General features: G+C 67.7%; 12 protein-coding genes. 7 read left to right on the forward strand and 5 right to left on the reverse strand.

From position 1 onward, the window contains the following. Positions 1–1,014 (reverse strand): PE family protein (locus AWC27_RS18115; RefSeq protein ID WP_139837073.1); only part of this gene is annotated, 1,014 nt, incomplete at its 3' end. A 137-nt stretch (positions 1,015–1,151) separates the two neighbouring features. On the opposite strand from AWC27_RS18115, the gene AWC27_RS18120 reads away from it, so the two are divergent. Continuing rightward, a complete protein-coding gene (locus tag AWC27_RS18120; RefSeq protein ID WP_085671760.1) occupies positions 1,152–2,678 on the forward strand; it encodes an acetyl-CoA acetyltransferase in 1,527 nt (508 codons plus the stop codon). On the opposite strand, the gene AWC27_RS18125 is transcribed toward AWC27_RS18120, so the two are convergent. Beyond that, the gene (locus AWC27_RS18125; RefSeq protein WP_085671761.1) at positions 2,675–3,523 is read right to left on the reverse strand and encodes an LLM class F420-dependent oxidoreductase; all 849 of its coding nucleotides are present in this window, start codon (positions 3,521–3,523) and stop codon (positions 2,675–2,677) included. The genes AWC27_RS18120 and AWC27_RS18125 overlap by 4 nt on opposite strands. Positions 3,524–3,672: 149 nt before the next feature. Here AWC27_RS18125 and AWC27_RS18135 point away from each other — a divergent pair, with 149 nt between their 5' ends. The 6 genes from AWC27_RS18135 (at position 3,673) to AWC27_RS18160 (ending at position 11,883) form a co-directional block, all read left to right on the forward strand. After that, positions 3,673–4,545: a DUF5336 domain-containing protein gene (locus AWC27_RS18135; RefSeq protein WP_085671763.1), complete on the forward strand. Its 873-nt coding sequence runs from the start codon at positions 3,673–3,675 to the stop codon at positions 4,543–4,545. A 33-nt stretch (positions 4,546–4,578) separates the two neighbouring features. Further along, positions 4,579–5,973 carry a cell division protein PerM gene (locus AWC27_RS18140; protein WP_085671764.1) on the forward strand — a complete coding sequence of 465 codons (1,395 nt, stop codon included), beginning with the start codon at positions 4,579–4,581 and terminating at the stop codon, positions 5,971–5,973. Positions 5,974–6,215: 242 nt separating this feature from the next. Beyond that, positions 6,216–6,845 carry a phosphoribosylglycinamide formyltransferase gene (gene purN / locus AWC27_RS18145; protein ID WP_085671765.1) on the forward strand — a complete coding sequence of 210 codons (630 nt, stop codon included), beginning with the start codon at positions 6,216–6,218 and terminating at the stop codon, positions 6,843–6,845. Further along, the gene (purH, locus tag AWC27_RS18150; RefSeq protein WP_085671766.1) at positions 6,842–8,407 is read left to right on the forward strand and encodes a bifunctional phosphoribosylaminoimidazolecarboxamide formyltransferase/IMP cyclohydrolase; all 1,566 of its coding nucleotides are present in this window, start codon (positions 6,842–6,844) and stop codon (positions 8,405–8,407) included. Before purN ends, purH begins: the two co-directional genes overlap by 4 nt. Before the next feature lie 115 nt (positions 8,408–8,522). Next, complete coding sequence (locus AWC27_RS18155) at positions 8,523–9,908, forward strand: sigma 54-interacting transcriptional regulator (protein WP_085671767.1); 1,386 nt, start codon at positions 8,523–8,525, stop codon at positions 9,906–9,908. After that, positions 9,901–11,883, forward strand: coding sequence for a vWA domain-containing protein (locus AWC27_RS18160; protein ID WP_085671768.1), 1,983 nt, complete (start codon positions 9,901–9,903; stop codon positions 11,881–11,883). Before AWC27_RS18155 ends, AWC27_RS18160 begins: the two co-directional genes overlap by 8 nt. A 217-nt stretch (positions 11,884–12,100) precedes the next feature. On the opposite strand, the gene AWC27_RS18165 is transcribed toward AWC27_RS18160, so the two are convergent. From AWC27_RS18165 to AWC27_RS18180, 3 genes are read right to left on the reverse strand one after another with little or no spacing between them, the layout of a single operon-like run. Further along, complete coding sequence (locus AWC27_RS18165) at positions 12,101–12,757, reverse strand: LppA family lipoprotein (protein WP_085671769.1); 657 nt, start codon at positions 12,755–12,757, stop codon at positions 12,101–12,103. Next, a complete protein-coding gene (locus tag AWC27_RS18170) occupies positions 12,754–14,370 on the reverse strand; it encodes an alpha/beta hydrolase (protein ID WP_139837074.1) in 1,617 nt (538 codons plus the stop codon). The genes AWC27_RS18165 and AWC27_RS18170 overlap by 4 nt, the downstream gene beginning before the upstream one ends. Next, complete coding sequence (locus AWC27_RS18180; protein WP_085671771.1) at positions 14,367–14,657, reverse strand: hypothetical protein; 291 nt, start codon at positions 14,655–14,657, stop codon at positions 14,367–14,369. The genes AWC27_RS18170 and AWC27_RS18180 overlap by 4 nt, the downstream gene beginning before the upstream one ends. Between the last annotated feature and the right edge of the window lie 50 nt (positions 14,658–14,707).

Here is a 14,707-nt window from a genome sequence, read left to right on the forward strand (position 1 = left end):
GGCCTGGGTGGGTTCGGCCCCGCCTTGGGGGCCGAACCCACCCAGGCCGCCCGCGCCGCCGCTGCCGTTGATGAAGCCGCCGTGGCCGCCGGCACCGCCAGCGCCGCCGGTGCCGACAATCCCGTCTCCGCCGGCACCCCCGGCTCCGCCGTTGCCGAGCAGAATGCCGCCGGCGCCACCGACGCCACCCGCTCCACCGCTGCCACCCTTCCCCAACCCGGGTGGCGAACCGCCGCCGTGGCCACCAGCGCCGCCGGTACCGAAGAGTCCGCCGGCACCGCCGGCACCGCCAGTCCCGCCGGGCGCGTCGGCTATCGAGGTGCCGCCGGCCCCGCCGGCACCGCCGGTACCGAACAGCCACCCGGCGGCCCCGCCCGTGCCGCCGGCACCGCCGGCGCCCGACCCGCCGGTGCCGCCGGCACCACCGTTGCCGATCAAGAGTCCGCCGGCTCCGCCGTTGCCGCCGGCGACCGCGTTGCTGTTGGTCTTGGCCGGCCCACCGGACCCGCCGTTGCCGAACAGGCCGGCGGCGCCGCCGTTGCCGCCGGCGGGGTGGGCGGCCGTTCCAGCGCCGCCGTTGCCGCCGCTGCCGAACAACAGCCCGCCGGCCTGGCCGTCTGCTCCGGGGGCGCCGTTGGCGCCGTTACCGATCAGCGGGCGTCCCAGCGCTTGGATGAAGGGCGCGTTGATGGCGTCGAATATCTGTTGCTCGAGGGTCTGCAACGGCGAGGCGGCGGCGGCCTCGGCCGTCGCATACTGCGCTGCTCCACCGTTCATAAGTGCGACGAAGCGCTCGTGAAAGGCCGCCGCGGCAGCGCTGAGCGTCTGATAGCTCTGCGCGTGCATGCCGAACAGCGCAGCCACGGCCGCCGATACCTCGTCGGCACCCGCGGCCACCACCTGCGAGGTCGACGCCGCCGCGGCCGTATTGGCCGCGCTGATAGTCGAACCGATATTGGCCAGATCCGAGGCCGCCGCCGTCACAAACTCAGGGGCCGTAATCACAAACGACATTCGCTACCACCTCCGCTGCGAGGTGTTAATCGTAAGAGGATTCGGTGCCGGGCATTGGCGGCTTGCTTGAGATTTCTCGCTTAGCTCGCTGCGCCCCTGGTTGGTAACCGAAACAACGCGCGTTAGATAGTTGGGCGATGAATCTGGATCCCCGGACGGCCGTCGTCGTCGGTGTCGGTCAGGCCGCCGAGCGAATCGATGATCCCGAGTACCGGGCCATGTCACCGGTCGAGCTTGCCGCGGCCGCTGCCCAGGCCGCCGTCGACGATTGCGGTGGTGCCGCGGTGGCCGGGGCCATCGACACGGTTGCCGGAGTCAGGCAATTCGAGATCTCCGGTCCGGTGGCGACGGCACCGTTGGGAAGGTCCAACAACTATCCGCGCTCGGTGGCAAAGCGGTTGGGCGCCAACCCAGCTCGTGCGATCTTAGAGATCGTCGGCGGTCAGGGGCCGCAGCACTTGATCAACGAGCTGGCCGCCGAAATCGCCGGCGGCCGCTGCCAGGCCGCCCTGATCTTCGGCTCCGATGCGACGTCGACGCTGCGGCATTTCGCGCGAGCCGAGGCTAAGCCCGACTTCACCGAAACCGTCGACGGTGACCTCGAAGACCGCGGGCAGGGCATCGAGGGACTCATCTCGCGCTACACCGTCGTCCACGGTCTGATCGACGCGCCGACGCAGTATGCGTTGCTGGAGAATGCGCGACGGGCCGGAACCGGTCTGGGCCCGGCCGACTACCGGCGCCGGATGGGCGAGTTGTTCGCGCCGTTCACCAAGGTGGCCGCCGCCAATCCGTTCGCCGCCGCGCCCGTCGAACGCAGCGTCGACGAACTGATCACCGTGACCGAGAGCAACCGCATGATCTCCGAGCCCTACCCGCGGCTCTTGGTTGCCCGCGATCAGGTGAACCAGGGCGCGGCCGCGCTGCTGATGTCGGTCGAGGCGGCGCGCCGGCTGGGTGTGCCCGAGGAGAAGTGGGTCTACCTGCGCGGGCACGCCGACCTGACCGAGCAGAGTCTGTTGGAGCGCCCGGATCTGGGCCACGCCCCGTCGGCCGTCATGGCGGCGCGCGAGGCGCTCGAGGTGGCCGGCATCGGCGTCGACGACGTAGCGACGTTCGATCTCTACAGCTGCTTCCCGGTGCCGGTGTTCAACATCTGCGACGGCCTGGGCATTGCGCCCGACGATCCGCGCGGCCTGACCCTGACCGGTGGGTTGCCGTTCTTCGGTGGCGCCGGCAACAACTACTCGATGCACGGCGTGGCCGAGACCGTGGCCCGAATGCGAAGCGCCCCAGGTGAATTCGGATTGGTAGGCGCTAACGGTGGAATCATGAGCAAGTATTCGGTTGGGGCGTACTCCACGAGTCCGGCGCCATGGCAACCGGACCGCAGCGCGCAACTGCAGGCTCAGATCGACAGCGCCGAGACCGTCGTGGTAACTGAGAACGCCGAGGGCCCCGGGACTATCGAGACCTACACCGTCCGCCGCGACAACGGCAGGCCCACCGGAATCATCATCGGCCGGCTGGACAGCGACGGCAGCCGGTTCCTGGCGACGACCGAAGACGACGGCCTGATCGCGTTGCTGACCGACGGCGACCCGCTGGGAAGCGCCGTGCGGGTGCGCTGCTTCGACTACGGGAACCGCTGCTTTCCGCGCTAGACCATCGCGGCGAGTTTGCCGGCCAACCGCTCCACATACGCGGCGACCTCAGCCTCGGTTCGGTCCGGCAGGCCGAACAGCACTTCGGTGACGCCGAGCTCGGCCCACCGCGCGAGCTTCTCGGGCACCGGCTTGAAGTCCAGAGCAACGATCTGCGGAGCGCCGTCGCGGCCGGCCGCCGCCCAGGTGTCCTGCAACAACTTCACCGGCTCGTCGATGTCGAAGTCGCGGGGCGTGGTGATCCAGCCGTCGGCGCTGCGCGCGATCCACTTGAAGTTCTTCTCGGTACCGGCCGCGCCGACCAGCACCGGAATGTGTGACTGCACCGGCTTGGGCCACGCCCAACTGGGACCGAACTTGACGAACTCGCCGTCGTAGGACGCCTCCTCCTCTGTCCACAACGCGCGCATGGCTTCCAGGTACTCGCGCAGCATGGTGCGGCGGCGCCCGGCCGGGACGCCGTGATCAGCGAGCTCGTCGGTATTCCAGCCGAAGCCGACGCCGAGGCTGACCCGGCCGCCGGACAGATGATCCAGCGTGGCAATGCTTTTGGCCAGCGTGATCGGATCATGCTCGACCGGCAGCGCCACCGCGGTGGACAACCGGACCCGAGACGTCACCGCGGCCGCAGCACCCAAACTCACCCACGGGTCCAGCGTGCGCATGTAGCGGTCATCGGGCAGCGACGCGTCACCCGTAGTGGGATGGGCAGCCTCCCGCTTGATCGGGATGTGGGTGTGTTCAGGCACGTAGAACGTCTGAAAACCGTGGTCGTCGGCCAGCTTTGCGGCCGCCGCCGGGGCAATGCCGCGATCGCTGGTGAAAAGTACAAGCCCGTAATCCATGCACCGAATTAGAACGTGTTCTACCTGCGATGAGCAAGCGGCCCGGTCGGCCGACGAGCAGGTCGGCCCGGCGCGACCAGCAGAACGTGCGCTAGCGTGGTTGATCGAGTCGCGCACCGGAAAGCAACCGGAAGTAATCAGGAGGAGCCATGACCTACTCGACCGGCAGCCCCGGATATCCGCCTGCGCAGCAGCCCGGGGGGTCGTACGGCGGCGCCACTCCTGGTGACGCTCAGAGCAAGCTTCCGCTGTACCTCAGCATGGCGGTGGCCGCCCTCGGCCTGGCCGCGTATCTCGCCAGCTTCGGCCCCCTGTTCACCATCAGCTCCGATCTGGGTTCCGGCGGCGGCACCGTGTCCGGCGACGCCGGGCTGGCGGTGAGCGCAGCCCTGCTGGCCGCCCTGCTTGCCGGCGTCGGTGTGCTGCCCAAGGCCAAAAGCTATGTGGCGGTGGTTGCGGTGCTCTCGGTGCTGGGTCTGCTGCTGGTCGTTTCGGCGACGGTCAACAAGCCCAGCGCCCTTTCGTTCGGCTGGGCTTTGTGGATCGTCCTGATCTTCAGCGTGCTACAGGCCGTAGCCGCCGTCGGCGCGCTACTGCTCGACGCCGGGGTGATCACGCCGCCGGCACCGCGGCCCAAGTTCGAGCCCTACGGCCAATACGGGCAGTACGGCCAGTACGGCCAGTACGGTGGTGGCCAGCCCGGCGGTTACTACGGTCAGCCGGCTCCCCAGCAGTCCGCACACAACCCGCAGCAATTCGGCGGTTATTCGTCCAACCCCAACCCCTCGAGCGGCGGGTTCAGCGCCCAGTCACCTTCGCAGACGCCCACTCAGGCCGTACACCAGAGTCCGTCGACACCGCCCACCGGCTTCCCGAGCTTCGGCCCTCCGCCGCCGGTCAGCGCGGGAACGGGCTCGCAGGCCGGCTCGGCTCCGGTCAACTACTCCAGCAACCCCGCTGGGGGCCAGCAGCAGTCGTACGGCCAGGGCCAGCAGTCGTCGTCTGGTCCGGCGCCGGTCTAACCGGGCGCCCTCACGCCGGCACGTGTGCCACGAGTGATAAGGGTGTCAAGAAGCGAGGACAATCGGTCAGCGGGCGCTCGCCAGGCGCGTGACCTGGTCAGGGTCGCCTTCGCGCCCGCGGTGGTGGCGCTGGTCGTCATCGCCGCGGTCACGCTGCTGCAGTTGCTGATCGCCAATAGCGACATGACCGGCGCGCTGGGCGCCATCGCGAGCATCTGGCTCGGCGTGCATCAAGTGCCGATTTCGATCGGTGGCCGCGAGCTGGGTGTACTGCCGCTGCTGCCCGTCCTGATGATGGTGTGGGGTACCGCGCGGACTACGGCGCGGGCAACTTCGCCGTACTCGTCGTGGCTGGTTATTCGGTGGGTGGTCGCCTCGGCGCTGGGCGGACCGTTGCTGCTGGCGGCGATCGCGCTGGCGGTCATCCACGACGCATCCTCGGTGCTCACCGAACTGCAGACACCGAGCGCGCTGCGCGCGTTCACCAGTGTGCTGGTGGTCCATGCCATCGGTGCGGCGATCGGAGTGTGGTCCCGGGTGGGCCGACGGACGCTGGCTGCCTCGCCGCTGCCGGGTTGGCTCGGTGATTCGGTGCGTGCCGCCGCGGCGGGAGTGCTGGCCTTGCTCGGGTTGTCCGGGTTGGTGACGGCGGGGTCGCTGGTTGTGCACTGGGCGACGATGCAAGAGCTCTACGGGATCACCGATTCGATCTGGGGACAGTTCAATCTCACCATGCTGTCGGTGCTGTATGCGCCTAACGTGATCGTCGGCGCCTCGGCCGTCGCGGTCGGCTCCAGTGCTCATATCGGGCTGGCCACGTTCAGCTCTTTCACTGTTTTCGGCGGCGATATCCCGGCGCTGCCGATTCTCGCCGCAGCTCCCACGCCGCCGCTTGGGCCGGTGTGGGTCGCGTTGCTGATCGTCGGCGCGTCCTCTGGTGTGGCCGTCGGGCAGCAATGCGCGCGCCGCCCGCTGCCGCTGCTGCCGGCCACAGTCAAGTTGCTGGTCGCGGCGGCTCTGGGAGCGCTGGTGATGGCGCTGCTCGGCTACGGCGGGAGCGGCAAGCTGGGCAACTTCGGCGACGTCGGCGTGGCCGAAGGCGCCATGTTGGTCGGGGTGTTCTTCTGGTTCGCCGTCGTCGGTTGGCTGACGCTGGTGATGACGGGCGGCCTCAGGCGCCGGCCAAGGCGGCCCAAGACCAAGCCCAAGGCGCCCCCGCCACCGGCAGCGGACGAGGAGCCACTCATCGGGCGCTTCGACGAGTTCGACGAGGACGTCGAGGACGTCGAGGCGGCACCTGAGGACGTCGAGGACGTCGAGGCGGCACCTGAGGACGTCGAAGCCCCACCTGAGGAACCGCCCCCCAACGACGAACCCCCCGACGACAAGAACCCCGACGACCCCCCTGACGCAGCGAGTCTGCGCTGAGCGCGACGACACGCCGCATGAAACCGCCCCGGGCGGGGTAGCGCTGGACGCAATCGCGAAGCGCGCGAAGGCACCCGACTAGGCCGCATTGTCGGGCTCGCCCCCTCGCCGCTGCGCGGCTGGGGGGACCCCCACCTCCGACCGCTGACGCGGTCGGCATCGTCGCCCGACTAGGCCGCATTGTCGGGCTCCACCTCCGACCGCTGACGCGGTCGGCATCGTCGCCCGACTAGGCTGCCCGTGTGCAGGAACCGCTCCGCGTGCCCCCCAGTGCACCGGCGCGGCTGGTGGTACTGGCATCTGGCACCGGTTCACTGCTGAGGTCATTGCTAAACGCCGCCGTCGGCGACTACCCAGCACGCGTCGTCGCCGTCGGCGTGGATCGCGACTGCCCGGCCGTCGAGATCGCGGCCGAAGCCGGGATTCCGGTTTTCACCGCTCGGCTCAAAGACCATCCGGACCGTGCCGCCTGGGACGCCGCCGTCACCGCGGCCACCGCGGATCACCAGCCCGATCTCATCGTGTCAGCAGGCTTCATGAAAATCCTTGGACCGCAGTTTCTTTCACGCTTCTACGGCCGAGTCATCAACACCCACCCGGCATTGCTGCCGGCGTTCCCCGGAGCGCACGGGGTGGCCGACGCGTTGGCTTACGGCGTCAAAGTCACCGGCTGTACCGTGCATCTGGTAGACGCCGGCACCGACACCGGGCCGATACTGGCGCAGCAGCCCGTTCTAGTACTCGACGGGGACGACGAGGCGACATTGCACGAACGCATTAAGGTCATCGAACGCCGGATGTTGGTGGACGTGGTCGCTGAGATGGCGACCGGCGGCCTCACCTTGGTCGGAAGAAAGGCAACCCTGGGATGAGCATCGACAAGAAGCCGATCCGGCGCGCGCTGATCAGCGTGTACGACAAGACCGGCCTGGTCGAGCTTGCCGAGGGTCTAGCCGCGGCCGGCGTCGAGATCGTCTCCACCGGATCAACAGCGAAGACCATTGCCAATAAAGGGATTCCGGTAACGCCAGTAGAACAGTTGACCGGATTCCCGGAGGTCCTCGACGGCCGGGTCAAGACATTGCATCCACACGTGCATGCCGGGCTGCTGGCCGATCTGCGCAAGCCCGAGCACGCCGCCGCCCTCGAAAAGCTTGGCATTGCCGCCTTCGAACTAGTCGTGGTCAACCTCTATCCCTTCAGCCAGACCGTCGAATCCGGCGCGGGCATCGACGAATGCGTTGAGCAGATCGACATCGGTGGGCCATCGATGGTGCGCGCGGCAGCCAAGAACCATCCCAGCGTCGCCGTCGTCACCGACCCGCGCGGCTACGACGGGGTGCTGGCCGCGGCGCGCGACGGCGGATTTACCCTCGCCGAGCGCAAAAGTCTGGCGGCCCTGGCGTTTCAGCACACCGCGGAGTACGACATCGCCGTCGCGAGCTGGATGCAATCCACGCTGGCGCCCGAGCATCCCGAGGTGGCGTTTCCCCAATGGTTCGCCGCCAACTGGCGCCGCTCGGCGATGCTGCGCTACGGCGAGAACCCGCATCAGCAGGCGGCGCTCTACAGCGACCCGGCCGCTTGGCCCGGCCTGGCGCAGGCCGAGCAGCTGCACGGAAAAGAGATGTCCTACAACAACTTCCAGGATGCGGATGCAGCCTGGCGGGCCGCCTTCGATCACGAACAGACATGTGTGGCAATCATCAAGCATGCCAACCCTTGTGGCATCGCCATCTCCGACGTCTCGGTTGCCGACGCCCATCGCAAGGCCCACGATTGCGATCCACTCAGTGCCTACGGTGGCGTAATCGCCGCGAATACCGAGGTCAGCGTCGAGATGGCGGAGTACGTCAGCACCATCTTCACCGAAGTGATCGTCGCTCCCGCCTATGCACCGGGCGCCGTCGATCTATTGACCCGCAAGAAGAACATCCGGGTGCTCGTCGCATCCGAGCCGCTGACCGGGGGCACTGAGCTCAGGCCGATCAGCGGGGGACTGCTGATGCAGCAGCGCGATGAATTCGACGCGCACGGCGACAATCCGGCGAACTGGACCCTGGCTACCGGCGAGCCGGCCGATCCCGCCACGCTGACCGACTTGGTCTTCGCCTGGCGGTCCTGCCGCGCGGTCAAGTCGAACGCCATCGTGATCGTCGCCGACGGTGCCACCATCGGTGTCGGCATGGGGCAGGTCAATCGGGTCGACGCCGCCCGGCTGGCGGTCGAACGCGGCGGCGATCGGGTCAAGGGCGCCGTCGCCGCCTCCGATGCGTTCTTCCCGTTCCCCGACGGTTTGGAGACATTGACCGCCGGTGGGGTCAAGGCGATCGTGCATCCCGGTGGCTCCGTCCGCGACGACGAGGTAACGGCCGCGGCCACCAAAGCCGGGATCACCCTCTATCTGACGGGCGCTCGGCACTTCGCTCACTAGGCCGCTCACCGAGCCGCCCACTAAGCCGACAGTGAAATTTTCGACGCGACACGCGGGAAAGTCCGTCAGGAAGTTCACTCTCGTCGCCAGACGAATGGCGGCGTCGTAGCGTGGAGTGGTGACTTCACCGAGCAACCTGCCCCGGACCGTCGGCGAGCTGCGCGCCTCCGGTCATCGCGAACGGGGAGTCAAGCAGGAAATCCGGGAAAACCTGCTGACGGCCTTGGCCGAAGGCGACGATGTGTGGCCGGGCATCCTGGGCTTCGACGACACCGTGATCCCCCAGCTGGAACGGGCGCTGATCGCAGGCCATGACTTCGTCCTGCTCGGCGAACGCGGCCAGGGCAAGACGCGACTGCTGCGGGCGTTGACCGGACTGCTCGACGAGTGGACGCCGGTGATCGACGGATCCGAACTTGGTGAGCATCCCTACACCCCGATCACGCCGGAGTGGATCCGGCGTGCCGCTCAGTTGCAAGACGACCTGCCGGTGTCCTGGAAGCACCGCAGCGAGCGCTACACCGAGAAGCTGGCCACTCCCGACACCAGCGTCGCCGACCTGGTCGGCGACATCGACCCGATCAAGGTCGCCGAGGGCCGCAGCCTAGGCGACCCCGAGACCATCGCCTACGGGCTGATCCCGCGTGCCCACCGGGGCATCGTCGCGGTCAACGAACTGCCCGACCTTGCCGAGCGCATTCAGGTGTCGATGCTCAATGTCATGGAAGAACGCGACATCCAGGTCCGCGGGTACACCCTGCGGCTGCCGCTGGACGTCCTGGTGGTCGCCAGCGCCAACCCCGAGGACTACACGAACCGCGGTCGCATCATCACTCCGCTCAAAGACCGCTTCGGCGCCGAGATCCGCACCCACTATCCACTGGAACTGGAGGCTGAGGTCGGCGTCATCGTCCAGGAAGCACACCTGAGCGCTCAGGTTCCTGATTATCTGATGCAGGTGATCGCCCGGTTCGCCCGTTACTTGCGGGAATCCAATTCGGTAGATCAGCGCTCCGGTGTTTCGGCGCGTTTCGCCATCGCGGCCGCCGAGACGGTCGCTGCCGCGGCCCGGCACCGCGGTGCGGTGCTGGGGGAGACCGACCCGGTGGCACGGGTCGTGGATCTGGGCACCGTGATCGACGTGCTGCGCGGAAAGCTGGAGTTCGAGTCCGGTGAGGAGGGCCGCGAACAGGCGGTGCTCGAACACCTGCTGCGCCGCGCCACCGCCGATACGGCGTCCCGGGTGCTCGGCGGCATCGACGTCGGCTCATTGGTGGCCGCCGTGGAGGGTGGCTCCGCGGTGACGACGGGTGAGCGGGTGTCGGCCAAGGATGTGCTGGCCGCGGTTCCGGGGCTATCCGTGGTGGACAAGATCGCGCGCAAGCTCAACGCCGAGTCCGAAGGAGAGCGCGCCGCCGCCTTGGAACTCGCGCTGGAAGCCTTGTATCTGGCCAAGCGCATCGACAAGGTTTCCGGGGAGGGCCAGACCGTCTATGGCTAAACCTTCTGGCGGGCACTCGACGCGATACTCGGCGTACACCGGCGGACCCGATCCGCTGGCTCCGCCGGTGGATCTGCGCGAGGCGCTTGAACAGATCGGCCAGGACGTCATGGCCGGCACCTCGCCGCGCCGCGCGCTGTCGGAGTTGCTGCGGCGCGGCACCCGCAACATGCCGGGTGCTGACCGGCTGGCCGCCGAAGCCAACCGTAAAAGGCGGGAGTTGTTGCGCCGCAACAACTTGGACGGCACTCTGCAACAGATCAAAAGGCTGCTCGACGAGGCGGTGCTGGCCGAACGCAAGGAACTGGCCCGCGCCCTCGACGACGACGCCCGTTTCAACGAGCTGCAGCTGGAGTCGCTCCCGCCGTCGCCGGCCAAGGCCGTTCAGGAACTGTCGGACTACAACTGGCGCAGCGGCGAGGCCCGCGAAAAGTACGAGCAGATCAAGGATTTGCTCGGTCGCGAGATGCTCGACCAGCGCTTTGCCGGGATGAAAGAGGCGCTGCAGGGCGCCACCGACGAGGACCGCCAGCGGGTCAACGACATGCTGAACGACCTCAACGACCTGCTGGACAAGCACGCCAAGGGCGAGGACACCCAGCAGGACTTTCAAGACTTCATGGACAAGCACGGCGAGTTCTTCCCGGAGAATCCGCGCAACGTCGAGGAGCTGCTGGACTCGCTGGCCAAGCGGGCCGCCGCCGCGCAGCGGTTCCGCAACAGCCTGTCCCAAGAACAGCGCGACGAGTTAGATGCTCTGGCGCAGCAGGCATTTGGCTCACCGGCCTTGATGCAATCGCTGAGCCGCCTCGACGCGCATCTGCAAGCGGCGCGACCGGGTGAGGATTGGACGGGGTCCGAGCGGTTCTCCGGAGACAATCCATTCGGGATGGGCGAGGGCACCCAAGCGCTGGCCGATATCGCCGAGCTGGAGCAGCTGGCCGAGCAGCTGTCGCAGAGCTACCCGGGCGCCACCATGGACGACGTCGACTTGGACGCGCTGGCCCGTCAGCTCGGCGACCAGGCCGCCATCGACGCGCGAACGCTCAACGAACTAGAACGTGCACTGGTCAATCAGGGCTTCCTGGACCGCGGTTCCGACGGTCAGTGGCGGTTGTCGCCCAAGGCCATGCGCCGTCTCGGCGAAGCCGCGTTGCGCGATGTGGCCCAACAGCTTTCCGGGCGCCGCGGCGAACGTGATCACCGGCGCGCGGGGGCCGCCGGCGAGTTGACCGGCGCGACCCGGCCCTGGCAATTCGGTGACACCGAACCCTGGAACATTCCCCGCACCCTGACCAACGCGGTGCTGCGGCAGGCCGGAACCGGCGGTTCGCGCAACGCCATTCGCCTTACCGTCGACGACGTCGAGGTCTCCGAGACCGAAACACGCACGCAGGCCGCGGTAGCCCTCCTGGTGGACACCTCGTTTTCGATGGTGATGGAGAATCGCTGGCTGCCGATGAAGCGCACCGCGCTTGCACTCAACCACCTGGTGTGCACGCGGTTCCGTTCGGATGCCTTGCAGATCATCGCCTTTGGACGTTACGCGCGCACGGTGACCGCCGCTGAGCTCACCGGGTTGGAAGGGGTCTACGAGCAGGGCACCAACCTGCATCACGCGCTGGCGCTCGCCGGGCGTCACCTACGCAGGCACCCCAACGCGCAACCCGTCGTGCTGGTGGTCACCGACGGTGAGCCCACCGCCCATCTGGAGGACGTCAGCGGCGACGGCTCGTCCGTATTCTTCGACTACCCGCCACATCCGCGCACCATCGCCCACACCGTGCGCGGGTTCGACGAAATGGCCCGGCTCGGTGCGCAAATCACGATCTTCCGGCTGGGCAGTGACCCCGGCCTGGCCCGGTTCATCGATCAGGTTGCGCGCCGGGTGGAAGGCCGGGTCGTGGAGCCCGATCTCGATGGGCTGGGCGCGGCGGTCGTGGGCGACTACCTGCGGTCGAGGCGCCGTCGCTAAGGTCTCTGAAGCGGTGCCGCTCGCGGAAAGCCTTGGCATTGCGGTGTCTGCTTTTGCGCTACCTCCTGGTACTGCGGCTGCGGAGTCTGTTGGCGCGGACCCGCGGCGATGCCGCGCACTATGCAGAGTTGCGCGATCGCTACCGCGACATGGCGACATCAGTGGGCTTCGCGGGGCAGCGAGCCTGGGCCGAAGCGCTGTCCTGACGGCGGCGTCGCTAGTAGGCGTCTACCACCCGGCCGCCGGGAGACCCGTACAGGTACGGGTAGTGCACTTCGGGGTCGTTCGGCGGCCGCATCGACGGCGGCGGCGGCTCGGTGCGCCAGGCGCCGGGCAGGTGACAGCCGGTGTCGGACGAATAGGTCAGTGGGCTGCCGGCGTCGCCGTTGACCAGGTTGATTGTGACGCCGTCATCGCGGATTTGGGAGTCGTTGGCCGCACCGGGCGGTAACGGTGGTTGACCGGGTGCGGAGTTGTTGGCCCGGAAACCAGCTGCGGTGAACGCCGGCGCCAGGTCGGCCACAATCTGGGCCCATTGCTCGCCGGACGGCGCCGGCCGCCCGAAGAACAAGTCGCTTTTAACCTGCCTGCCGATGTTGCGGTTGAACGGCTCGTTGCAGCCGTTGGTGGGATGGCTGACCGTGACGTCGGTCGAGAATTGCGTCTGCGGCGAGTATTTCGCGACCGCGGCCCGGATCGTCGCGTCCAGGCCACCGAGCTGTTTCTGGACGGCTTCCAGGTCCGGGCGCTGGTTGACGATCGTCTGCAGGCGGTCCAGCTCGCGCCGCCCCGGATTGGCATAGGGGTCAAACGGTTTGAGGCATCCGGCCAGCAGAGCGGCGACGCCGAGAATCAACGCGCCCCGATGTCTCATGGCTTGATCACATCGTCGGGCAGGCCCGCCAGCACCGCGGCCATGTTGTATCCACTCATCCGAAGTTGATTGTTACTGCCTTCGCGAGCGTATTCCGAATGCCCGTATGCCCGCTCGTGCAGCAGGCCGTCACCGCGGGCTCCGCCTGGTGCCATGCCCGTCTTAACCGACAACTCGATCATGCCCGGGACATCCTGCGGTGCGGCGCCGAACGCACCGAGTTCTGAAATGGTTTCGGCCACAAAGTCGTTGACACCTACCTCGTAGAAGGCATGTCCTGGCGCGACACCGAGCTGGGCCGCGTCGTTGATCTCGACGCCGGGCGAACCGTAAAGCACGACGTCGCTGACCGGAGAGCCACGCTGCAGCGCCAGGCTGGTGGTCAAAGAACCGTAGGAATGCCCAAAGGCGGTGATGTGCTGGTAGGGCACGTTGGACGCGGCGGCCAGGCCTTTGTAGAAGTTGTTCAGCGGACCAGAGCCCTTGCGCGCCAGCCAATCCTGCGTGACGTCTTTGAGGTTGCCCGGCGCGTCATAGCCAAGCCAGGCAACTGATGCCACCGCGTCCGGGTTCGGCAGCCCCGCTCGTGCCCTGAGTTCGGCTGCCTTGTCGCGTTGCGCGGCAGCCTCCCTGACCATTTGGTTCACGCTCGAGCTGACGCGGGTGCTCAGGCCGCCCACCGTGACGCCGACGCGCTCGGCGTTGTCGACGTCGCCGACCGCCAGCGCCGCCAGAACTTTGCGGGGGTGGCTCCCGGTCTCCAGCAGTATCAGGCTGGTCCCCGGTTGCCCGGTGAGTGTGTCGCGCACTGCCTTCAAGTCCGCCAATTTGTCGGTGTTGGTGTGCCAGGCTCCGTAGCCGTCATACCAACCCTGCTGCAGCCGGGCGATTTCTTGTTGCAGCACGGCCACATTCAGTTCATTGCGGATATCTGTAGGGATGCCGTCGAGGTTGCGCAGCGACGCGCCGAACCACTCCTTGACCCGATCCTGCTGACCTGGAGTCAGCGCATGCCACCACTTGCTCACCTCCGTTGGGGGACTGCCGGGCGCCGGTAGCGCCGGCATCTTCGGCGGCAGGTGGCTGAGCGCAGTGGCGACCTGTTCGGGTGACAGGTCGCCGTCCGCGCCGCGAATCGCCGCCGCCAGGTCCTCGTCGGCGATTTCGGCATCGGCCAACAATCGCTTGATGTTCGCGGTCAGCCCCACTGCCGCGTCGATGATGCGCAGTTGATCCGCTGCGGAGAATGAAGACAAGTCGGACGGCGGCAACGCCACACCTGTCGCGTCGTTGATGACGAGCCGGCTGTCCCGCGCCGTATCGCGAATCCTGGACAGTTGCAACCTGATTCCGGCAACCTCCTCGGCGGATTTCTCCGCCGCCCGGGCCACCACCTCACACGCATCGGCGTGGCTGCCCAGGACGAGGGTGGTGTGGCGCGTGGCGGCGTGCGCGGCTTCGGCGGTATCGCCGCCGAAATCGAACAAGCTCATCGTCTCGGTCAGGGCCGCAGCGGCGGCGCGGGTACCGTGTGCACGCCTGATCGCGGCATCGAACACCGACCTGATCGCCGCGGGATCCCACCGCTCGACGTCGGCCAGGGTCAATGTCATCGGAGCGCTGCGGTGTTGGTCTGCTCCATCTCGGTCAAACCGGCCGCGGCCAAATGCATGCCGCAGGAGTGTTCGCCGAAGCGGCCGAGGTGGGCGGCGCTGGCGGTCGTCCACCGGTCAAGCAAGCCTGTCAGCGCTGAAGCCGAGGACCCGACCCATCCCCATTGCGCACCTTCGGCGGCGTCCTGGCAGGACCGCTGCAAAGCCAGCAGCGATTCGCCATGGCCGGCCAGCTGATTGCCCATATCGCAAAGCGCCTCAGAAAACGCGCGCAATTCCACCGCCATAGCGCGGAGTATGGCACGGAAGATCAGCGCGGGCTATTCACCCTTGACAG

It is taken from the genome of Mycobacterium szulgai, from assembly GCF_002116635.1.
Classification (GTDB): domain Bacteria; phylum Actinomycetota; class Actinomycetes; order Mycobacteriales; family Mycobacteriaceae; genus Mycobacterium; species Mycobacterium szulgai.

Bases quoted from the DNA above. Each gene is read 5' to 3' on its own strand.
- AWC27_RS18120 (WP_085671760.1), top strand. From the start codon at position 1,152: ATGAATCTGGATCCCCGGACGGCCGTCGTCGTCGGTGTCGGTCAGGCC.
- AWC27_RS18125 (WP_085671761.1), bottom strand. From the start codon at position 3,523: ATGGATTACGGGCTTGTACTTTTCACCAGCGATCGCGGCATTGCCCCG.
- AWC27_RS18135 (WP_085671763.1), top strand. From the start codon at position 3,673: ATGACCTACTCGACCGGCAGCCCCGGATATCCGCCTGCGCAGCAGCCC.
- purH (WP_085671766.1), top strand. From the start codon at position 6,842: ATGAGCATCGACAAGAAGCCGATCCGGCGCGCGCTGATCAGCGTGTAC.
- AWC27_RS18160 (WP_085671768.1), top strand. From the start codon at position 9,901: ATGGCTAAACCTTCTGGCGGGCACTCGACGCGATACTCGGCGTACACC.
- AWC27_RS18165 (WP_085671769.1), bottom strand. From the start codon at position 12,757: ATGAGACATCGGGGCGCGTTGATTCTCGGCGTCGCCGCTCTGCTGGCC.
- AWC27_RS18170 (WP_139837074.1), bottom strand. From the start codon at position 14,370: ATGACATTGACCCTGGCCGACGTCGAGCGGTGGGATCCCGCGGCGATC.
- AWC27_RS18180 (WP_085671771.1), bottom strand. From the start codon at position 14,657: ATGGCGGTGGAATTGCGCGCGTTTTCTGAGGCGCTTTGCGATATGGGC.